Below are 20821 nucleotides of genomic sequence, written 5' to 3'. Positions count from 1 at the left end.
CGGCTGACGTGTCAGGTCGACCGCGCGCCGGCGGAACTCCTCTGGATGTGCAGCGGGCATGGCTCGGACTCCTCTCCTGCAGCAGCAACGCTACAGATCAGGTGTCCGGAGAACCGGGTCAAGCTCCCTGGAACTGTATCCAGTAGAAGACTCGACACCGACCAACGGTTCGTATCCCGCGCCGATGACGACACCGCTCAATTCGCGTTGCACCGTCCAGCACTCGGCCCCGAAGAAGACGAGTCCAATCACGGCGCCCACGAGTGTCATCGCTCCAATCAGCCGCAGCATGTTGCAACAGAACCACACTCGGTCCCGGCGCACTTCGCACGACAGCGGGGTGGTGATCTTCGACGTCCGCTTCTTGGGGTCGACGTCGGAGACGACAGGGACTCCCTCGTCCTCGCTAACGCGCCCAAGGCGGTCTCACGTCTCCGATGCGCCCGTAGGCGACCATCTCCATCCAGAACGCGCAGAGGCCGTGCGCCCATTGCCCGGCGGTCATCGGAAACACGGGCGGGTGGTACCCGTACCGTCCGACGTGGTCTCCGGGCGGCGGTGGGCTCGCGAGGTCGGCAGGCGAGGGAATGGGCACCGTGGCGTCGTAGATCCCGGGGCGACCGACGAGGCGGTAGGTCAGCGTTGCCGACCGCCCCACCAGATGGAAGGCGACGGGAACGAACCGCGTGTGCACCCCGCCGCGAACCCGAAGCAGGTCGGTGAGCATCCGAAACGTCGCGGCCGTGTCGTCGTCGGCGTCGCGCGCGCTCGTCTCGATGCGCCACCGACCGTCAGGAGTGGTTCGTGGATCGAGGTAGGGGCTGGGGTCGGCGAACGGACCCTCACGCAGAATTCGTTCGCGCAGCACAGTGTTCGCATCGGAGGGTGCCAGTTTGTGTATCCCACGCTCGGCCCGGCGGTCCACCCGAGACCACTCGAAATTGGTCGGCGCCAGCATCGGGGCACCCGTCGCGTCCAGGATGAGTCCGAACCGGTACAAGCCCGCACGCGCCGGTATCACGTCGTTCGCGGCCCGCAGGTATGCGTAGTCGGCCCACTCCTCGCCCACACCGGCACGAAACCAACCCTCGGCCTCGACAAGGGACACCTCCGCCGTCGGGTCCGACTGCAGACGCAACGGCGGCGCGGACGGCGCCAGTCGATACGCAGACACCACGACGCGAACGGACATCGGGACGCTATCCGTCGGGAAGGTCCCGAGATCAGCGGTGTACGGGTGAAAGCTGTGGCCGACGACGATGCGTGTGGCGTCGTCGCACACGGATGGGCCGTAGAGGCGTTGGTCGGGTCGCGGCCGGATGTCCGACCGCCCCTCGGACGTCACTGCCGATCGAATATCGTGCTGCAGCAACGCGATCGGGCCGGGATGACGGGTTCGGATACGCGCTGCGACATCGGCAGCGTTGGCAGGACCGTCAGTGTGCAGCATGCTTTCTCTCGGATGTCATTCCGCAATCCTAGGCCCTCCGCGCAGCAGCGAGTTCGATCGGCGCCCCTCCCCGGCGCCATACGTCTTACTCTGATGCGATGGTGTCGACGGGTGTTGTCCGCGAGTGGCACTTCGACGGCCGGTGGGGAGTCATCGACTCTGATGACACCCCGGGCGGCGCCTACGCGAGGCCCCACGCGGTGCGCGTCGAGGGCGTCGCCGACCTCGAACGGTCCCCGATTCGGGGCTTGCGCCCCGGCACAGAAGTCTATTTCGAATGGACCACCGCACACGAGCCCATCCGGGGAATGCACTATCACGTCGAGTGCGTATGGCCGCGGGGGGCGACCGCGCCGTCTGCGCGAGAAGGGGCGTTCCATACGAGCTTCTGGCACAGCGTCGACGCCCCGGGCCCCGATGGCCTCACCGTCATGCGGGAAGAGTCATCCCGCGACAGCATGAAGACCGCGGCGATCGAACCGCGGCCCTTCCTCACCGCAATCGGGACGGTGCGCCTCTGGCACGACGAGCAGGGGTGGGGTGTACTCGATGCCGACAGCACCCCCGGCGGCGCCTGGGCGCACTTCTCCACGATTGTCGGCGGGGGCTTTCGAAGACTGGAGCCCGGACAGCGGGTCGAGTTCGATTACGAGCCTGCGATCCAGGACGGGTTTCGGTTCCGAGCCGTGAGGGTCCGGGCATCGTGAGCAGCTATTTCTCGCATCGGTTGATCCACCGATGTCGCGTCCCGGGAGGTCCCCAGCACGGAAAATCGCCGCGATAGTGCTGGCATGTGTTGCGAGTGCAGCGTGCCATTGCCCGCGATCGGGGACCGGCCACTGACCGGGCGCCTCGAGCCGACAGCCCATCTCCGCCTCGCGGCGCAGCGCCGCCCACGGTGCCCGAACTGCAGTTGGTCATCGCGGCCGAGCGGCGCATTCCGCTGCGAGACAATGTCGATCGTCCGAGGAAGGATCGTCTTCGAACGTTGAACTCTGCTCGTGCCGACCCCGAGCGCGATGAACGACCTAGGTCGACGGCCACCGAGAAGCGAGGGCCTCGCAGATCGCCTGCTGCTCGCGCTCGTCGCTCGTGTGCATCAGCAGTCCTTCGACGGTGAACACGGCGATCGCCACTTCCGCATCGACCGTGTCCGAAGACACGCCGACTGCCTCCAACTCCGCGCGGAACATGCTGCCGGTGAGCCAGTGGAAAAAGGTGTGCCACTCGGCGACCGCAGGCGAATGGGGCACACGCGCGTGCACCGTCGTGACCAGTCCGGTCAGCTCGGTCAAGCGCCGAACGACCCACAGAACGCGGGCAGCGACCGGCTCGTCCGCGATGGCGTCGTACTCCGGAAGGACGTCGGCCAGCACCGCGGACACGACGGCCACGAGCACATCGTCCTTGTCGCCGAAGTACCAGTAGATCGTGTTGGGCGCCACGCCGGCTTCCTTGGCCAGCTTGCTCATCGACGTCCCCTCGAACCCGCCCTCGACGAACAACTTTCGTGCGGCCGCGACGATCTCGTCACGCTTCTCGTCGGCGGCCTGTGGCCTCTTGTTCCGCGCCACGACACCGTCACCTCCACCTCCAGGTCTTGAATGTCATTCAAGACGCTGCTAGCTTGTTGAACGTCATTCAAGATACCTGGTGGAGGTCCCGGCCATGACACGTCAGTTCGATTACGTGCGGTCCGACGTCACGTTCGATTCCAGCGGTACCCGGTGCGCAGCGTGGCTGTACCGGCCGAGTGACGTCGCGAACCCACCGATCGTCGTGCTCGCACATGGATTCGCCGCGTTCCGAGAACTCCGTCTCGACGCGTACGCCGCGCGATTCGCCGAAGCCGGCTACGCAGCACTCGTCTTCGACTACCGCCATTGGAGTGCCAGCGCAGGACTACCTCGACGCATCCTCGACATCGGCAAGCAACAGGCGGACTGGGAGGCCGCGATCGAGTTCGCCCGCAGCATCGACGGCGTCGACACCACGCGGGTCGTGGCCTGGGGGTCCTCCTTCGGCGGCGGACACGTCCTCCGGTTGGCCGCCCGGGATCGGCGCCTCGCCGCCGCCATCGTGCAGGTCCCCCACGTGAGTGGACCCGCGTCGGCGTTCGCTCGGAACCCGAGAGCGGTCGCACGGCTGATCGCCGCCGGGGTGTACGACCAGATTCGTGCCTGGACGGGCCGGTCGCCGTACCGCCTCGCCGCCGTGGGACGACCGGGTGACAACGCCATGATGACCTCGCCAGGCGCCTACGAACTGGTCGAACGCATGGGAGACATGCGCGAGGAACTGCTCGCCGAGAACGACGTCGCCGCCCGCGTCGCAGTTCGTGTGCCGTTCTACTCCCCCGGACGCCACGCCACCGCCATCGACGTGCCCGTTCTCGCCCAACTCGCGCCCACGACGACGTCACGCCGATCGACACGGCCCGGGCCGTCGCCCGGCGCATACCGAAGGGTGAGGTGCGCACCTACGAGTGCGGCCACTTCGAGCCCTATCTCGATCCGTTCTTCGACACGATCGTCGCCGACCAGATCCACTTCCTCGACCGCCACGTAGGAGACGCACGATGAGCACACCCCAGCCCCGCCGTACCGCCCTCGTCACCGGCGCCTCCGCCGGGATCGGCGCCGCCTTCGCCCGGCATCTCGCCGCCGATGGTCACGACCTGATCCTGGTGGCGCGGCGATCCGACCGACTCGAGACGCTGGCCACCGAACTCCGCCGTGATCACGGGGTGCGCGCCGAGACGGTGACGGCCGACCTGACCGACCGCTCTGCTCCCGCCGCGATCGTGGATCGCGTCGACGAGCTGGGTATGGCCGTCGACGTCCTCGTCAACAATGCTGGGCTGTCGTCGAAGACCATGTTCTCCGACACCGACTGGGACACGCTCGCCGCCGAACTCCAGCTGATGATCACCGCGGTGACCGAGTTGACCCATCGCGTGCTTCCCGGCATGAAGGCCCGCCGATGGGGACGCATCGTCAACCTGTCGTCCGTGGCCGCGGTCTCCCCTCCCGGGGCCGGACTGCTCTACACCGGCATCAAGTCCTACGTCCTGAACATGTCCCAGTCGCTCGACATGGAGCTGAAGCCGCACGGCATTCACGTCACCGCGCTGTGCCCCGGCTTCACGCGCAGCGAGTTCCACGACGTCATGGGCACCCGCGACGTCGCCGACCGCCTGCCCGGATTCCTGTGGCAGCAGCCGGAAGACGTCGTCCGCGAAGGCTGGAACGCTGTTCGCGCCGGCAAGCCGGTCTGCATCACGGGCGTCGTCAACAAGGTCTCGGCAGCAGCCATGCGCCCCATCCCCGGACGCATCGGATACCTCCTCGGCCGCACCCTGAACCCGTTCAAATAGCAGGACGGGCAGCACGGGCGCGACTGGCTTGTCTGGTGCGCTGGAATGCTCGTCGTCATAGCGCTCACGGCGCAATTTTTTAGAACCGCAATATGTCCGGGCACTTCGACAACGACCCTGTGCCTCGCGGCGCTACGGTGACCTGATGACAGGGTCCGAAACACCGAAGTTCACCCGGCGCGGTGACGTCATCGGACCCCTCGCTGCGATTGCGGCGGTTCTCGGGATGCTCGTCCTTGGATTCTTCGCGGCGATGTGCGCGGCTGGTTTCGCGCCGGACCTCGCCCCCGGTTACGCCGTACCTTCCGACCTTCGGCGTCACGCAGAGCTACCGCCGCCGCCGACCGGTTACTGGGTCACCTGGTGCGCTCCGCCGCTCGTCGTCGCAGCGGTTGCCGGCGCAACCATGCTGTGCGCCGGGCGGATTCGCTGGGTCGCCTTCGTCGCGGCCCTGACTTTTCTCGTCGGGTACCTCCCGTTCGCATTCTTCGTCGTGTCACTCGACATCGGGGGCTTCGCACCGACCTGAGGCCTCCGCGACCCCGGCGTCCGGGCATTGTCGGACCTCCGGGTGACACCGCCCACCGGCGGTCGACTCCCCCATAGGGGGCGACGTCGGAGCGCAAGCGCCTCCGACACTGCTCCACAGCACCCGTTCTCGGTAGCCTGCCCCCATGTCCAGCCGACTCCGGGGTTCCGACCTTCTCGACACCGTGCCCGGCCGGCTCTTCGTCGCCAGACTCACTCGCGATGTCGCCATGCACGGAGATAACCGGTGTCGCAACACCTTCCTGCGCAGCTTGACCACGCTCAGCCTCATCAGCGACGCCCGGACCGACATCAGCTCCTACCTCTACGGCAACGGCATGGACAAGGCACTGCAGGTGGATGTTCGCGACCCGGCAATCGTCGCGACGGCAGAAGCGGTCGCCGACGAACTCGGCTCACCCACCCGAGATACCTTCACGTCCCCCCAACGACACTCGGGTCGAGTGGAGGTGCTCGTGCGGCCGAGAGTCCACAACAGGTCGAGTCCGGCCGAGGTCCTCCCCGACGGCGCCCTGTGGACAGCGACACCCCTCGAGGGCGACGTGGACACCTGGACTCGGAGTCGGTCGAACAACCCTGAGTTCGTCTACGAACTGCACTTCTCGCCGCCGACGGTGAAGGTCCTGAGGATCGACAGCAGCGACGACTGGCGGCGCCTGATCACCACGCACCCCCGCGCCGGTTCCGGCACACTGCGCCCGGACTGGGTCTCGGTGGCACACGACTGTAACGCCGTGCACCTCTCGCTGGCCGGTCTGCTCACCGCGCATCCCCGATTGTCCGAAGTACACCCGGCAGACGGTGCCAACGGATACAGCCACAGCCAGAGCGGGCCGCGGGCCGGAGTCGGCGACTGGTCCACTGTCAGCACCGCCTGGATGGCACTGCCGCGGGACTACGAATGGACCGTGCTGCGCCGAATGCGGCACAGATGAGCGCGCGGGTGAGCACTCGCTCCGACAGCCCGTCTCCGCCTCGCGGCGCAGCGCCGCCCACCGCGCGCATGCTGCAACCCGCGCGCACCGGCGGGCGCTGCGCACCCAGCACCGCACACCAGCAGGACCACATCCCGACAACAGAAAAGCCCCCCATCAGCGATGGGGGGCTTTGCCTGTGCGCCCACAGGGACTCGAACCCCGGACCCAGTGATTAAGAGTCACTTGCTCTACCAACTGAGCTATAGGCGCCGAAGCGGTTGCCCGCTCCGTGGTGCGAGAAAGACCCTAACACCTGCGGGCGCGCGGAGTGAAATCGACGCCCTGATCAGGCGAAACGGGTCAGCTGACGATCTTGCGGACCACGAGGATGGCGACGACCACGCCGACTCCGATGAGGGAGAACTTCACGGCCGGCTCGTTGAGGGTGGCGACGGCGCTGCGCTTGGTGTTCTCCGCGAGGCGCTTCGGATCCACCCGCACGCTCAGTTCGTCGAGGGTGGCGGCCAGCTGGTCGCGTGCGGCCTCGATGTCCCGCTCGATGTTGTCGGTGTTGCGTGCCACGTGGCCCTCCACAGGTGATCGTTGCGCGGTCGAACCTCGAGCCTAGAGCACGGCTGCCGCGCCCTTCTCGACTAGGTTTGCCGGTGTGACCGACTCGAGACTCTCCCCCGGTGATCCCGCGCCCGCACTCTCGCTGCCCGACGCCGACGGCACGACGGTGTCGTTGGCGGACTACCGGGGCAAGCGGGTCGTCGTGTACTTCTACCCGGCCGCCGGCACGCCCGGCTGCACCAAGCAGGCCTGCGATTTCCGCGACAGCCTGGCGCAGTTGAACGATGCCGGTCTCGAGGTTCTCGGCGTCTCGCCGGACAAGCCCGCCAAGCTGGCGAAGTTCCGGGACGAGGAGGGGCTGACCTTCCCGCTGCTGTCCGACCCGGACAAGACGACGCTGGAGGCGTGGGGCGCGTTCGGCGAGAAGACCATGTACGGCAAGACCGTTCGCGGCGTCATCCGCTCGACGTTCGTGATCGATCCGGACGGGGCCGTGGAGGTCGCGCAGTACAACGTGCGCGCGACCGGCCACGTCGCCAAGCTCATCCGCGATCTGAAGCTCTGACCACCCGCTCGAGGAACAGCGCTTCCGCGACGGCGAGATTCTCGATCTCCGACGGGTCCACGCTCTCGTTCGGCGCGTGGATGCGGCACAGGGGTTCCTCGACGCCCATGAGCACGATCTCGGCGTCGGGGAGCGCCTCCTGCAGGGCGGTGCACAGCGGAATCGACCCGCCCTGCCCGGCGACGGCCACCTCTCGCCCGTAGACCTCCTGTAGGGACTCGGTGAGGGCGGCGTAGGCCGGCCCGTCGGTACGTGCCGCGAACGGCTGCCCGACGGCTTCCTCCGCGACGGTGATTCGTGCGGACCAGGGCACCCGCGCACGCAGGTGCGCGATCAGAGCAACCCGGACCGCGTCGGCGTCGGCGCCCGGCGGGACGCGCAGGCCCAGCCGCGCCGACGCCCTCGGTACGACGGCCGCCGCACTCCCGACGACGGGCGGGCAGTCCATCCCCATGACCGTCACGGACGGCCGCGCCCACAACCGGTCGGCGATGGACCCGTCGCCGGCGAGCCCGACCCCGTCGAGGACTCCGGCGTCGGCACGGAACCGATCCTCGGGATAGTCGGCGCCGGACCACGTTCCGGACGCGTCGACCCCGTCGATCGTGGTGTTTCCGGCGTCGTCGTGCAGCGTCGCGAGCATGCCGATCAACGCCACCAGGGCATCGGGTGCCGGACCGCCGTACATGCCGGAATGCACGGCGCCGCCGAGGGTCTCGACGTCGACACGCACGATGGCCATGCCGCGCAACGACGTCGTGACCGTCGGCTCGCCCACCGCGACGTTCCCCGCGTCGGCGATAACGACGGCATCGGCCGCCACCAGGTCGGGACGCTCGGCCACCAGGTGCTCGAGTCCGCCGGTGCCGGTTTCCTCGGATCCCTCGCACACCACGACGACGCCCACCGGTGACTCCCCCACGGCGCGCAGCGCGGCGAGATGCATCACCAGGTTGCCCTTGCAGTCGGCCGCACCCCGGCCGTACCAGCGACCGTCACGCTCGGTGAGCGTGAACGGGTCACTGGCCCAGGCGGATTCGGGACCGGCGGGTTGCACGTCGTAGTGCGAGTAGAGCAACACCGTGGGGGCGCCCTCGCGCGCGGGCCGACGACCGATCACCGCCAGCGACCCGTCCGACGTCTCGTGCAGGTCGACGTCCGGAATTCCCGCGTCGACCAACGCCCGACGCACCCAGTCGGCGGCATCGCGGTTGTCTCCGGCGACCGAGGCATCGTCGGCCACGGACCGGAACGCGACCAGCGCGGCCAGTTCCTCCCGCACCCGAGGCATGTCGGCGAACACGGACGCGCGGAAGCGGTCGAGAGAGGCAGTCATGGCACCCGAGTCTGCCTCACACGGTCAGCCGCCGAACTCCTGGTTCAGCCACTCCCCGGTCTGCTCCCAGTGCCGGGCCCAGGCCTCGTCCTGCAGCTGCTGCGGAGACTTGTTCGGATCCTGGTCCGGCACCGGCACCGCGAACACCGGAGGCGGCACGGTGGAGGTGCGGGGCGGCGGGGACCACGTGGTCTGCGGCGGGACGCTCGGTGACGCCGGCGTGGACCACGACTCCTCGGTCAGCTCCGGCTCCGGCTCCGCGGTCTCGGTGGTAGGTGCGACGATCGGCACCGGCGGAGCAGGCGCCGGAACGGCCGCGGCGCCGGTACCCGCCGCCGGCACATCGGCAACGGGCTGCGCCGTCTCGGGGGCGGCGTCGGTCGCCGACGCCGTGCGGGCCGGCTCGTCCCCCGGCTTGCCGACGACGACGGCAGCCCCCGCGATGCCCGCAGCCACCAGGATCGCGGCGGCCGACGCGGCGACCAGCGTGCCCGCGCGTCGGGTCCGGCGTCCGTCCGTCGTCGACACGGGGGCGGGAGCGGGCTCGTCGTCGACGACGACAGCGAACGCTTCGGTCACGTCGTCCGACGATGCGGGACCGGCGACGTTCGGTGCCGGCGCGTCGTCGTCCGCCGGTGCCGGACGGGCGTCGGCCGGCGGTGTCGGCACGGTCTCGCCCGCCTGCGTGAGCGCGGCGGACGCCACCCGGCCGGGCCGGGACGCATCGGACGCCGGCACGGACTCCCGCGTCGGCTCGGCGGATCGACGGCCGGGTGCCGCGGGGACGGGACGCGCGGGACGCAACCGCTGCGGCGCGCTGCGATCCCACGGGGCGGACCCGCGGGAGTCGACGACGACCGTCGGCGACGGCGCGCGGTGAACGGGCACGTCCAAGGCGAGTTCGAGGATCGGTGGTGCGGCGTCGACGTCGGCCGCGAGTCCGGTGACGACGACGCAGGTGACCGTGACGTCCGCGTCGTCGATCAGGCGCCACAGCGAGGGCACGGAGAGGCCGATCTGCTCGGCGGTGAGGTCGCCCAGCGTGACGACGGCCGGCGGGCCGACGACCGATCCGTCGGCCGCGGCGAGCAACTCGGCGGTCACCGTGCTGCCCTGTACGTGGTAGGCCAGCACTGCAGCCGGCGTGGAGTCCTTCATGGCGAGCCCTCCCTGGTCTCGACGCGTGTCGGGGCGGTGCCGCCGCAGGGCCGCGCCGCCATCCGCAGGGACGAGCGACGCGGGCGCAGCGCACCCGGAACCTCACGCAGTCCGAACCACCCCCGTCGATCCGGGGCGCAAGGGCGAACGAGGCGGACCTTTTCGGTCCATCTCCCTCTCAACTCTCTCCAAACATACCGGATGTGCACAAACGGCGGGCCCGATCGGGGATGCTCGGTGGTGGCGACGCGCCGGACCGATAGTCTCGATGACGTGGAGTCCACCGCCGGGTCACCGTGGCCGCACCAGCCGAGCACACCCGACGACCCCGACACCCTCGACGAGTCGGACGTGCGCGACGGCGCCGACACCAGCGAGAACGCCGACACCAACGAACCCGTGGAGCTGCTCCCCCGGCGTCGTCCCACGCAGGAGCGGAGCAAGCGCAAGTTCGACGCCCTGCTCACCGCGTCCCGCGAGCTCCTGGTCGACGTGGGGTTCGAATCGTTCACCTGCGAGGAAGTGGCGTCCCGCGCGGGCCTGCCGATCGGCACGCTCTACCAGTTCTTCGCCAACAAGTACGTGATCGTCTGCGAGCTCAACCGCGAGGACCTCAAGGGCGTCCAGCGCGAGCTGGCGGAATTCGACGGCGAGATCCCGTCGATCGACTGGTTGCGATTCCTCGACGACTTCCTCGACCACATGTCCGGTCTGTGGTCGTCCGACCCGTCCCGTCGAGAGGTGTGGCTGGCGATGCAGAGCACACCGGCCACGCGGGCGACGGGCGTCATCCACGAGCGGGCGTTCGCCGCGCAGATCGAGCGGATGCTCGCGCCGCTCACCCCGCGGACGCCGCGGGCGCGCCGCAACCTCATGGCCGAGGTGCTGGTTCACGTCGTCTACTCGATGCTGAACTTCTCCGTCCAGGACGGCCAGACGCACGCCGACGCCGTGGTCGAACTCAAGCGCATCATGGCCGCATACCTGTCACTGGCAGAAAAAGAGAGCCGGCGCTGATCGCGCCGGCTCTCTCCCCCGAGTCACTCCGTACTCACTCCTCCAGAATCGCCACCGCGGCGGCCATGTCGCCGTCGTGCGTCAGCGACAGGTGGATCTTCACCGACGGCAGGAACTCCGCCGCCATGCCGTGCAGCTTGATCGACGGGCGACCCCAGGCGTCGTTGACCACCTCGATCAACGGGTAGGGGTTGTCGCCGATCTGCGGTGCGCGGGCGAAGCGGGACCCGGCCCATGCCTTCAGCACTGCTTCCTTGGCGGCCCACCGCGCGGCGTAGTGCCGCGCGGGATCGCTGCTCTTGGTGGCGGCGTGGCGGCGCTCGCCGGCAGTGAAGCTGTCGCGGACCATGGTGGTCCCGACGCGCTCCATCTGCTCGGCGAACTCCGACACCGACACCAGGTCCAGTCCGACTCCGAGGATGCTCATTCGGTCACCGTGCCATCCTGCGCGGCGACGCGGTAGACGTCGTCCGCACCGAGTCGGGTGGCCTCGCTGAGCAGCAGGTCGGCCTCGAGCTGATGCTTGACGGCCGACGGGGTGCCGTCGTGACCCAACCGGCGATCCTCCGGACGCCGATACAGCGCGTCTCCGCCGCACATGGCGTCGGCGAGGCGTCGGCGCCCGGCGACGACGCGCTCCCGCGACGTGCGCAGGTACTCCTCGCGTCGATCGGCCGGAATCGCGGCGACGAACGCCTGCGGGTGCACCACCGCGATCAGCCCGGACACGTGGCCGAACCCGAGGCTGGTCAGCAGACCGGCTCTGAGCGGCAACGAGTTTCCGAACGTCAGCGGCCGGCGTGCCCACACCAGGTGCTCGAACTCGGCCATCTTGTCGTCGACGCAGTCGAGGCTGCGGTTCGGCGGCACGACGCCCTGCGCCAGCACCTGGCACAGACCGATCAGCTGGAAGGCGGCGGCGCCGCCCTTGCTGTGACCCGTCAGCGACTTCTGCGACACCACGAACAGCGGGTTGCCCTCGCTGCGGCCGAGTGCCCGCGCCAGACGCGTGTGCAGTTCGGCCTCGTTGGGGTCGTTGGCGTTGGTGGACGTGTCGTGCTTGGAGATCACGGCGATGTCGTCCGCCGCGACGCCGAGCGCCGCGAGCGAGAGCGCCATGGCCGAGTCCCGGCCCCCGCGACCCACGCCGAGGGCGCCGAGGCCCGGGGCGGGAATCGAGGTGTGGACACCGTCGCCGAACGACTGCGCCCAGCCGACCACACCGAGGACGGGCAGACCCATCTCCAGGGCCAGGTCGCCGCGGGCGAGCAGAATCGTTCCGCCGCCGTGCGATTCGACGAATCCGCCGCGCCGACGATCGTTGGCTCGCGAGAACCGCCGATCGCTGATGCCCTGGGCCCGCATGGCCTCGGTGTCCGCCGTGGCGGACATGTCGCCGAAGCCGATGATGCCCTCGTTGCTCAGGTCGTCGAAGCCGCCGGCGACCACGAACGTGGCCTTGCCGAGACGGATCTTGTCGACGCCCTCCTCGACCGACACCGCGGCCGTGGCGCAGGCCGCCACCGGGTGCACCATCGCACCGTACGAGCCGACGTAGCTCTGGACCACGTGCGCCGCCACGACATTCGGCAGGGCTTCCTGCAGGATGTCGTTCGCCCGTGCGTCGCCGAGCAGCGTGTCGATGTACAGCGAGCGCATCGACTCCATGCCGCCCATGCCCGTGCCCTGCGTGTTCGCCACCAGAGACGGGTGGGTCCAGCGCATGAGCTCCGACGGCTCGAAGCCCGAGGTGATGAACGCGTCGACGGTGCACACGATGTTCCACAGTGCGACGCGGTCCACCGAGCTCGCCATGTCCGGCGAGATGCCCCACTTCACCGGATCGAAGCCGGTGGGGATCTGGCCGCCCACGCTGCGGGTCAGCTTCATCCGGCGCGGCACGCGAATCTCGGTGCCCGCCTTGCGCGTCACCTGCCAGTCACCGTCGGCGTTGGTGGTCACCACGGTCCGGTCCGGATCCGCCGAGACGAACGCGCGGGCCTCGGCCTCGCTACCCACCACGAAGGTCAGGTCCTGGTCGAGGAACACCGAGGACATCAGCGGCGCGGTGTTGTTCACCATGGCGCCGTCGTCCTCGTACCGGCGGATGCCGCACCGCTCGACCACCACGTCGTGGTAGCGATCCGCGATCTCGGCCTCCGGCACCAGATCACCGGATTCGACGTCGTACCACCCCGGCCTGGGATCGTTCTCCCAGACCACCAGGCCGGTGCTCCACGCGAGCTCGAGAACGCCTGCCGCCGAGAGCTTCTCGTCGACCTCCATCTCGAAGCGCGTCCGTGCACTGCCGTACGGTCCGAGCTCGCCGGCACCGACGATCACGACCAGCTCCGACGGGTCCACGTCGAGCTCCGGCCACGCCGGAGCGTCGAGCTCGCCGGTGATGCGCGGCGGCTCGGGCAGCGCGTCGACGGTGGCCGGCGCGGGGGCCGGAGCCTCCTCGGCGACGGCCGCGTCGGCGGCCTCCTTGGCCAGCGCGGCCAGATCGAGCCCGGCCTCGGCGAGACCACCGGTGAGGTCGACCTCGAGCGGAGCGTCGACCGCTCGGCGGCGAGACTCCTCGTCGCACAGCGCGATCAGCTGCTCGGCCATCTCCTGCGTCGACCACGTCCGCACGCCGGCCGCCTCCGCGGCCTCGGCGACCACGTCGTTGTGGCCCATGAGCCCGGTGCCCCGGACCCAGCCGATGCGGGCGTGCGCCAACGTCACTCGCTCGGCCCAGCTGCGCTCGGCCTTCCAACGGTTGGTCACGGCGTCCAGCGCGGCCTTGGCCTCGCCGTACGCGCCGTCGCCACCGAAGAGTCCGCGGTTCGGCGAGCCCGGCAGCACCACGTGCAGTCGGCTGTCGACGTCGCGGTCGTACCCGATGGTGGACAGTCCGCCGATGAGACGCTCGACCGACCAAAGGAGAACCTTCATCTCCATCTCGGCGCGAGCGCCGGCGTCGGACAGCTCGCCCGCCACGCGCGGCGCGGCGAACGGGAACAGCATCGTCGGCGTCATCGCCGGCTTGACCAGCTTCTTGGCGCCACCGGCCGAATCGATCCGGTCGGTACCCACCCACTCGACGAACGCGTCGACGTCGGCGTACGACGCCATGTTCGCGGGGACCACCCAGAGAGCGGCACCAGCCACGGCATGCGTGCGGTAGAGCTCGCGGTAGAACCCGACGCGCTCCTCGTCCAGACGAGACGTGGTCAGGAAGACCGTCGCCCCGCCCGAGAGCAGCTCGCCGGTCACCGCAGCGGCGATCGAGTTCTTGCTCGCTCCGGTCACCACGGCCACCTGATCGGCCCACTGTCCGGGCGTCTCGGTCGCGGTCGCGGCCGCGGCGATGGCGGCGTACGACGACGCCAGGTCGGCCAGACCCTGTGCGTCGGCACGGCGCTGCCACCACGTCGCCTGCGCGGCCACGGCCTCGCCGGCGCCGGTGAAGGCGTCGACCGCCAGGGCGCGAGCGGCCTCGTCGCCGATCCACAGGCGAGCGAGATCCTCACGCGCCGTGGCCCATCGGTCGTCGATCAGGACCGCACGACGGGCGTCGAACGACGGCGCCACGAGACGCGGCCAGTCGCTGCCCAGTTCGGACGAGACCAGATCGATGAGATCGGACTCGGCGGTGTCGGCCTCCGGGAGCGTCTCCGCGTCCGCGAACCCGAGCTGCTCGAGCACCAGACGGGCCGCCGAGGCGAGCACGCCGCTCCGGCCGGTGATGTTCTCGGTGAACTCGCCGAGCGCGGCGGCGTCGACGGTGCCCCCACCGCCGCCGCCCCCACTGGACGGCATCGAGACCTGCACCCCGCGGCGCTGACCGACGGCCGTCACGGCGGCGTCGATCAACGCGTCGACGGCGGCGCCGTCCGACGGAGCGGTCTCCCCGAGACCACCGAGCGCCCCGCCGCGGACGGACTGCCCGTCGCGGGTGCCGAGGGCGACCTCGGCGGTGACGTGGTGTGCCCACCCGTCACCGAGCTGCCAGACCTTGGTCACCCGCTCGGCGACCGCGCCGGGACGACGTCCCGACGGGCCGAACACCTTGCGCAGGTGGTCGTTGATGGAATCGCTCAACACCGGGCCGTAGGGGCGGTAGGTGCGGGCGAGCTTGTTGACGGTGCCGGCCAGAGCGCCCATGTCGGCATCGGCCGCACCGTCGATGGCGCCGAGCGAGAGCTCGGAACCGAGGTCGACCAGCAGCTGGTTCCGACGCGAGGACACGCCGTCGCACAGTGCCTCGATGGTGTCGGCGGGGCCGATCTGGTCGAGGCGGAGCTTGGTCCACAGGCCGATGAGCACGGTGGTCGCGTCCGACGCGGTGAAGGCGATGTCGTCGGGACGAGGCCCGCCCGCCGGTGCCGCTGCGGGCGCCGGCGCCGCGGGAGCCGCGGCCGGCGCGGTGGCGGCCGGGTCGGCGGCCGGGGTCTCCTCCGGCTCGTCGACGATCTCCGGGTCGGTGTCCGTGGAGTACACCACGGCGGCGTCGCGCTCGATGTTGAGCACCTCCACCGGATGACCCACGCGGCCCGGCAGTTTCAGCGTGTTGGTCGCCAGGTTGGCGACCGTCGGCATGGCGCCGAGGCCCACCTCGACGAACCGCTCGATGCCCAGCCCGCCGTCGGCGGTGTCGGCGAACAGCAGGTCCTGCGTCTCGATCCACCGCACCGGGCTGGCGAACTGCCAGGCGAGCAGCTCGGTCAGCACCACGCGGCACAGGTCGGACGGGCGGGCGGCCCAGTCGTCCCACGCGCCGAGCACGTCGACGAGCGGCTCGGACGGCACCAGGTCGGCGATCTCCTGCACGAACGCCTTCTCGAGCGAGAACAGGCGCGGCACCAGGTTGGGGATGTAGCGCCCCACCAGGATCGACGGATCGATCGTCTCCGGCAGCAGGTCCAGCAGACGGCTGCGGAAGTCGTCGACTCCGCCGCGCAGGACCGTGGAGTGGAAGGGCACGTCGATGCCGGGCACCAGGATGAAGGCACGCTTGCCGCCGAATTCCGCACGGCGACGGTCGATGTCGCGCTCGAGCTCCTCGAGCCCGGCGACGGTGCCGGCGATGGCGTACTGCGACCCGCGCAGGTTGAGGTTCACCACCTGCAGGAACTCGCCGACGCGGGCGCCGATGGACTCGACGTAGGCGATGACGTCGTCGTCGGCCAGGCCGATCTGCGACGGGCGGATGGCGGCCATGCGGTAGTCGCTGCGGCCCTGCGCATCACGCGGGACCAACTGGTGCATGGCGGACCCGCGCTGGAAGACCACCTCGAGAACGGCCTCGAGCGGCAGCACACCGGCGACCGCCGCGAGGGCGTTGTACTCGCCCACCGAGTGGCCCGCGAGGAACGAGTCCTCCACGAACGCACCGGACTCGCGGAGCTCGGCCACCTGGACCACACCGAGGACGGCCATGGCCACCTGGGTGAACTGCGTCAGGTGCAGCACGCCGTCGGGGTGCTTGTGGGTGACGCCGCGAGCGCGCAGCTCGGTCGGGTTGTCCCGCACCACCGCGAGGATGGAGAAGCCCAGCGCGGACCGGGTGTGCTTGTCGGCACGCTCCCAGATCTCGCGTGCGGCCTTGGACCGGCTCCGCGCGTCGAGACCCATGCCGCGGGTCTGGATGCCCTGACCGGGGAAGGCGTACACCGTCTTCGGCGCCGCGATGCGGCCGGTGGCCTGCATGACCAGGTCGCCGTCGACCTTGCACGAGACCTCGACGACCTCGCGGCCGGCCTCGAAACCGATGCGATCCACGCGCACGTCGATCGACGCGCCGGGGCGCACCATGCCGAGGAAGCGGGTGGTCCACGCGGTGAGGCGACGCGGCGGAGTGGTGGCCGACGGGTCGACGGCCGTCACCACCTGCTGCGCGGCGGCCGAGAGCCACATGCCGTGGACGATCGGGCTGCCCAGACCGGCCAGACGCGCGGCGGCGTCGGAGGTGTGGATCGGGTTGTGGTCGCCGGACACCTGGGCGAAGGCACCCATGTGGCGCGGCGCGGTGACGGTGACGTCCCGACGGCGACGACGCGGCGTCTCCACCAGGGCGTCGGTGAGCGACCCACCCGCACGCGGCGGATCGGTGAGCGTGCCGGCACCGGTGCGGCCACGAATGGCGAAGCGCTCCACCAGCGTCGCGACGGCGGGGGCGTCGAGGCCCTCGCCCAGCATCGCGCCGATCTCGACCGAGACCTCCACGACGCGGCCGAGGTCGGTGTCGATCACTTCACCGGCGGTGGCCTTGACCACGAGGATGCTGTGGTGGTCCGGCAGCTCGCCGACCAGGTCGATCCGGTGGTCGAGGTGGACCAGGTCGAGCATGCCCTCGATGACCGAGCCGGCGTCCGCGGTGCGGGCGGCGCCCAGCACGGCGAAGACGGCGGGCCAGCAGGCCCCGACGAGCACGTCCGGGACCACCGACTGGCCGACGCCGTACTCGGCGGGCAGGCCGGAGCCGGTGACCCCGGCGTGATCGGCGGTCAGGTCGGGCGACCAGGCGATGTTGAGACGCGCGGTTCCGTTCTTGACGGTCGGAAGGTCCTGTCCCGCAGCCACACCGAGGAGGGCGGACATGGCGGTCTCGGCGTCGGCGTCGGTCACCAGCGGCGCGCCGCCGTCGACGGCGGAGGCCGGGACGGTGATGCGGATGTCGACCGAGCGGCCCGCGGTCAGCGGCACCGACAGCAGCACGGCGTCGTCGCCGGACGTGGTGAGGGTGGCTCCGGTGCCGGGGTGCGTCGCCTGCTCGTCGGAGGTGACCTCCCACTCGCTCACGGCGCCGAGACGGCGAACGGGGTTGGGTGCCAAGCGCGATGCCCAGGTGATGTCCGGCGCGGCGAGCACGACACCGATGGCGCCACCGGCGACCTCGGGGTGGCGACGCGTGGCGACGGCGACGGGCTCGGCGCCCTCGGCGAGCAGCCGGTCCGTCGTGGCCTTCTCGAAGCGGTTCAGCAGATCACCGACGGGCTCGTCGACGCGGTCGATGCCGGCGACGGCAACGGTGCCGGGGATGACGCAGACCTGATCGGCGCTGTAGCGCGGATCGTGCGCCTGCCACAGGGAGTCGCTACGCCACCAGCGGCGCACGTCCTTGTCGACGACGGGCACGAAGTTGACCGGCTTGCCCGGCAGGCGGCACAGCGCGACGAAGAACGGGACGTCGGCGGGATGCAGGCGCACCGACTCGGCGTCGGGGTACGCCCGCAGCAGCGCCGCAACGGCGTCGGCGGGACGCTCGAGCAGGTCCTCGTCCGCGAACAGCGTGGGAACCGGTCCGCGGTCGGCCGGGTGCAGACGAGCCTCGCTGCGCTGCAGCATGTCCCGGAAGCGCACGCGCCAGGTGATGTCGAGCCACGGGTTCTCCACGCGCGGGTCGTCGCCCACGGCGAGCTCGACGTAACGGTTCAGCCACTGCAGGTACGTCATGTCGGCGACGTCGCCGAAGTACGGCTTGGCCGTGGCGTCCAGCGCGGCGACGATCTCGTCGCGACGCGCCGCGACGGCGTCGTCGTCACCGGCGACCTCGTCGAGCAGACGGCCGGTGCGCGACGCGGCGTTGTCGATCTCGTGGATGTCCGCGCCGAGCTGGCTGCGGCCCGATGCCATTCCGCCCGTGGCGGTTCCGGCGCCCACCCAGTCCGGGCACCCGGGAGTGTCGACCAGGAGCTGCTTGACCTCGGGGGCCGTGGTGGCCTCGAGGGTCGCCATGGCGGCGGTGCCGACGAGGATGCCGTCGAGCGGCATCGCCGGGAAGCCGGCGTCCACGGACCATTGGCCGGTGAGGTACTCGGCGGCCCGCTCCGGGGTGCCGATGCCGCCGCCGACGCAGATGACGATGTTGTCGTGCGCGCGCAGCTCGGCGTAGGTGGCGACGAGCAGGTCGTCGAGGTCCTCCCACGAGTGGTGGCCGCCGGCGCGCCCGCCCTCGATGTGCACGATCACCGGGTAGTCGGGCACCTCCGTGGCGATACGGATGACGCTGCGGATCTGCGCGACGGTGCCGGGCTTGAACGCGACGTGGCTGATGCCGACCTCGGTCAGCTCCTCGATCAGCGCGACGGCCTCGTCGAGTTCGGGGATACCGGCGGTGACGACCACGCCGTCGAAGGGTGCGCCCGCGGTACGGGCCTTCTGCACGAGGCGCTTGCCACCCAGCTGCAGCTTCCACAGGTACGGATCGAGGAAGAGCGAGTTGAACTGCACCGAACGGCCCGGCTCGAGCAGGTCCTTCAGACGGTCGACGTGACCGGCGAAGATCTCCTCGGTGACCTGGCCGCCGCCGGCGAGCTCGGCCCAGTGGCCGGCGTTGGTGGCCGCGGCGACGATGGCCGGATCGACCGTCGTCGGCGTCATGCCGGCGAGCAGGATCGGCGAGCGACCGGTGAGCTGCGTGAAGGACGTCTCGACGACGGTGCGGCCGTTCGGCAGCGTGACGACGCGCGGTGCGAAGTCGGTCCACGGGCGGTCGACGGCGGGAGCGGCGCCCGGCGTCAACAGGTTCCGGTGACCGGTCCGGGTCGACGCGGCGACGACGCCGACGCCGTGTCCGCGCATGTTCGACGCGGTCAGGCGGGTGAGCGCGTCACCGGGGCCGAGGTCGAGAACCCAGGTCGCGCCCGCGGCGACGACGGAGTCCACAGCGGCGACCCAGTCGACCGGCTCGACGAAGATGGCGGTGGCGAGCGAACGCGCGCGGTCGACGTCGAGACCGCATCGCGTGGCCCAGCCCTCGACGATCTCGACGGCCTCGGCCAGCTGCGGGTGGTGGAAGCCGACCTCGATGTCGAGGGGCTCGAAGACGGGCGCGAACACGTCGCCGCCACGCTTCTTGGCCTCGCGCTCACGGCTCTCGCGGTCCGCGATCTCTTCGCAGCGCTGCTGGATGCGGACGAGTGCGGTGTAGGGGCCGCTGAGCACGACGCGACGACGCCCGTTGCGGATGGCGACGACGGCGGCGGCGTTCTCCGTTCCCGCGAACTCGTCGACGACGGCCTGCAGACGGGTGGGATCGATGTTCGAGACGGACACCATCGGGGCGCGATCGCCGGCACCGATGAGACCGCGGCGGCGGCCGACCAGTCCGGCAGCGGCACCGATCAACTGGGCGAGCGCGAGCATCTCCACGTCCGCGGCACCGCGGTCGGCGACGACGGCCTCGGCGAGGACACCCTGCGAGTGACCGATGACCGCGACGGGCGCGGTGGTGGTGTAGTCCAGGCCCTGCACGGCCAGGGCGCGCAGCGCGGCGATCTGCGTGAGCAGCACACCGGGCACCGACACGGCGGCCGAGACCAGCGCCGCCGCCGACGGGCCGGCGGACGGATCCTCGGCGAGTTCCTGCTCGAGCATCCACGCGATGGGGTCGAACCCGAGAGGGCGCACCACCAGCAGCTCGGCGGCCACGGGCGCGAGCACCCGGGCGGCCGAGTTCACCAGGTCGGTGATCTGCGGCTCGAGCGCGCAGTCGCGCGTGAGCTCGTCCAGCGTGGGCAGCCACGGGGCGCCCTGACCGCCGAAAGCGAGGGCGTACGCCTCACCGTCGACCAGGCGCTCGGCGAGCGAGCTGCTGCGGTCGCCGGACCGCGGGCGGGATGGGGTGCTCTCGTTGATCGTCACGCGTGCGTGTCCTCTCCTACCTCGGGTGCGAGGCGATGGGGGTTCGGGGCCGCTGGGGGCGGCGACCTCGGTTCTCGTGGATCCGGTCGGTCGTACGAGTCCGGTGAGGCGGTTCGTGCTCGCTCCATGGCGCGGAGCCGTCGCCTCGTGGGGACAAGGGTGGCACAAAATCATGAGGAAATCCTCACGTTCTGTTTGACGTCCTAGTGCTACCCGCGGGTACGTCGTGACGGACCCCCGACGCCGA

Annotated in this window: 13 protein-coding genes, 1 tRNA gene and 1 pseudogene; 7 read left to right on the top strand and 8 right to left on the bottom strand. The window is 70.4% G+C overall.

Going from position 1 to position 20821, the window contains the following annotated elements:
- Positions 1–406 precede the first annotated feature (406 nt).
- Positions 407–1192 (bottom strand): hypothetical protein, encoded by a 786-nt coding sequence (locus HQ603_RS16290; RefSeq protein ID WP_222685818.1) that lies wholly within the window; start codon positions 1190–1192, stop codon positions 407–409.
- Positions 1193–1548: 356 nt separating this feature from the next.
- Between HQ603_RS16290 and HQ603_RS19015 the strand changes: the two genes are divergently transcribed.
- Positions 1549–2157: a cold-shock protein gene (locus tag HQ603_RS19015; RefSeq protein ID WP_261773953.1), complete on the top strand. Its 609-nt coding sequence runs from the start codon at positions 1549–1551 to the stop codon at positions 2155–2157.
- A 321-nt stretch (positions 2158–2478) separates the two neighbouring features.
- Here the strand turns inward: HQ603_RS19015 and HQ603_RS16280 are convergent, their stop codons facing one another.
- Positions 2479–3024, bottom strand: coding sequence for a TetR/AcrR family transcriptional regulator (locus tag HQ603_RS16280; RefSeq protein ID WP_222685817.1), 546 nt, complete (start codon positions 3022–3024; stop codon positions 2479–2481).
- A gap of 94 nt (positions 3025–3118) precedes the next feature.
- On the opposite strand from HQ603_RS16280, the pseudogene HQ603_RS16275 reads away from it, so the two are divergent.
- The 4 genes and pseudogenes from HQ603_RS16275 to HQ603_RS16260 all read left to right on the top strand — a co-directional run bounded on the left by HQ603_RS16275 (position 3119) and on the right by HQ603_RS16260 (position 6310).
- A pseudogene (locus HQ603_RS16275) lies at positions 3119–4032 on the top strand (alpha/beta hydrolase).
- Entirely contained in the window at positions 4029–4826 is a 798-nt protein-coding gene (locus HQ603_RS16270) for an SDR family NAD(P)-dependent oxidoreductase (RefSeq protein ID WP_222685816.1), read from the top strand. Before HQ603_RS16275 ends, HQ603_RS16270 begins: the two are co-directional and overlap by 4 nt.
- A 145-nt stretch (positions 4827–4971) precedes the next feature.
- Entirely contained in the window at positions 4972–5355 is a 384-nt protein-coding gene (locus tag HQ603_RS16265; RefSeq protein ID WP_222685815.1) for a hypothetical protein, read from the top strand.
- Between the two features lie 145 nt (positions 5356–5500).
- Positions 5501–6310 carry a hypothetical protein gene (locus tag HQ603_RS16260; protein WP_222685814.1) on the top strand — a complete coding sequence of 270 codons (810 nt, stop codon included), beginning with the start codon at positions 5501–5503 and terminating at the stop codon, positions 6308–6310.
- Between the two features lie 179 nt (positions 6311–6489).
- On the opposite strand, the gene HQ603_RS16255 is transcribed toward HQ603_RS16260, so the two are convergent.
- Both HQ603_RS16255 and HQ603_RS16250 read right to left on the bottom strand, forming a co-directional pair.
- Positions 6490–6562: transfer RNA gene (locus tag HQ603_RS16255), tRNA-Lys, on the bottom strand.
- A 90-nt stretch (positions 6563–6652) separates the two neighbouring features.
- Positions 6653–6874 (bottom strand): DUF3618 domain-containing protein, encoded by a 222-nt coding sequence (locus HQ603_RS16250; RefSeq protein WP_068105176.1) that lies wholly within the window; start codon positions 6872–6874, stop codon positions 6653–6655.
- Between the two features lie 85 nt (positions 6875–6959).
- On the opposite strand from HQ603_RS16250, the gene bcp reads away from it, so the two are divergent.
- Positions 6960–7430, top strand: coding sequence for a thioredoxin-dependent thiol peroxidase (bcp, locus tag HQ603_RS16245; RefSeq protein WP_222685813.1), 471 nt, complete (start codon positions 6960–6962; stop codon positions 7428–7430).
- On the opposite strand, the gene HQ603_RS16240 is transcribed toward bcp, so the two are convergent.
- Positions 7408–8766, bottom strand: coding sequence for a dipeptidase (locus tag HQ603_RS16240; protein ID WP_222685812.1), 1359 nt, complete (start codon positions 8764–8766; stop codon positions 7408–7410). The genes bcp and HQ603_RS16240 overlap by 23 nt on opposite strands.
- Positions 8767–8790: 24 nt before the next feature.
- The gene (locus HQ603_RS16235) at positions 8791–9924 is read right to left on the bottom strand and encodes a hypothetical protein (RefSeq protein ID WP_222685811.1); all 1134 of its coding nucleotides are present in this window, start codon (positions 9922–9924) and stop codon (positions 8791–8793) included.
- A gap of 351 nt (positions 9925–10275) precedes the next feature.
- Between HQ603_RS16235 and HQ603_RS16230 the strand changes: the two genes are divergently transcribed.
- Positions 10276–10941: a TetR/AcrR family transcriptional regulator gene (locus tag HQ603_RS16230; protein ID WP_222685826.1), complete on the top strand. Its 666-nt coding sequence runs from the start codon at positions 10276–10278 to the stop codon at positions 10939–10941.
- Positions 10942–10975: 34 nt separating this feature from the next.
- Here the strand turns inward: HQ603_RS16230 and acpS are convergent, their stop codons facing one another.
- Both acpS and HQ603_RS16220 read right to left on the bottom strand, forming a co-directional pair.
- Positions 10976–11368: a holo-ACP synthase AcpS gene (gene acpS / locus HQ603_RS16225; protein WP_068148466.1), complete on the bottom strand. Its 393-nt coding sequence runs from the start codon at positions 11366–11368 to the stop codon at positions 10976–10978.
- Positions 11365–20574, bottom strand: a complete 9210-nt coding sequence (locus HQ603_RS16220) for a polyketide synthase (RefSeq protein ID WP_308126576.1) — start codon at positions 20572–20574, stop codon at positions 11365–11367. Before HQ603_RS16220 ends, acpS begins: the two co-directional genes overlap by 4 nt.
- Positions 20575–20821: the final 247 nt, after the last annotated feature.

The organism is Rhodococcoides corynebacterioides, assembly GCF_019834675.1.
Lineage (GTDB): Bacteria > Actinomycetota > Actinomycetes > Mycobacteriales > Mycobacteriaceae > Rhodococcoides > Rhodococcoides corynebacterioides_A.
Note: the sequence above shows the minus strand (reverse complement) of the source record. Positions and strands in the feature narration are given on the sequence as shown.

Excerpts from the sequence above, each read along its gene's own strand:
- HQ603_RS16290 (WP_222685818.1), bottom strand. The coding sequence starts at position 1,192 with ATGTCCGTTCGCGTCGTGGTGTCTGCGTATCGACTGGCGCCGTCCGCG.
- HQ603_RS19015 (WP_261773953.1), top strand. The coding sequence starts at position 1,549 with ATGGTGTCGACGGGTGTTGTCCGCGAGTGGCACTTCGACGGCCGGTGG.
- HQ603_RS16270 (WP_222685816.1), top strand. The coding sequence starts at position 4,029 with ATGAGCACACCCCAGCCCCGCCGTACCGCCCTCGTCACCGGCGCCTCC.
- HQ603_RS16265 (WP_222685815.1), top strand. The coding sequence starts at position 4,972 with ATGACAGGGTCCGAAACACCGAAGTTCACCCGGCGCGGTGACGTCATC.
- HQ603_RS16260 (WP_222685814.1), top strand. The coding sequence starts at position 5,501 with ATGTCCAGCCGACTCCGGGGTTCCGACCTTCTCGACACCGTGCCCGGC.
- HQ603_RS16240 (WP_222685812.1), bottom strand. The coding sequence starts at position 8,766 with ATGACTGCCTCTCTCGACCGCTTCCGCGCGTCCGTGTTCGCCGACATG.
- HQ603_RS16235 (WP_222685811.1), bottom strand. The coding sequence starts at position 9,924 with ATGAAGGACTCCACGCCGGCTGCAGTGCTGGCCTACCACGTACAGGGC.
- acpS (WP_068148466.1), bottom strand. The coding sequence starts at position 11,368 with ATGAGCATCCTCGGAGTCGGACTGGACCTGGTGTCGGTGTCGGAGTTC.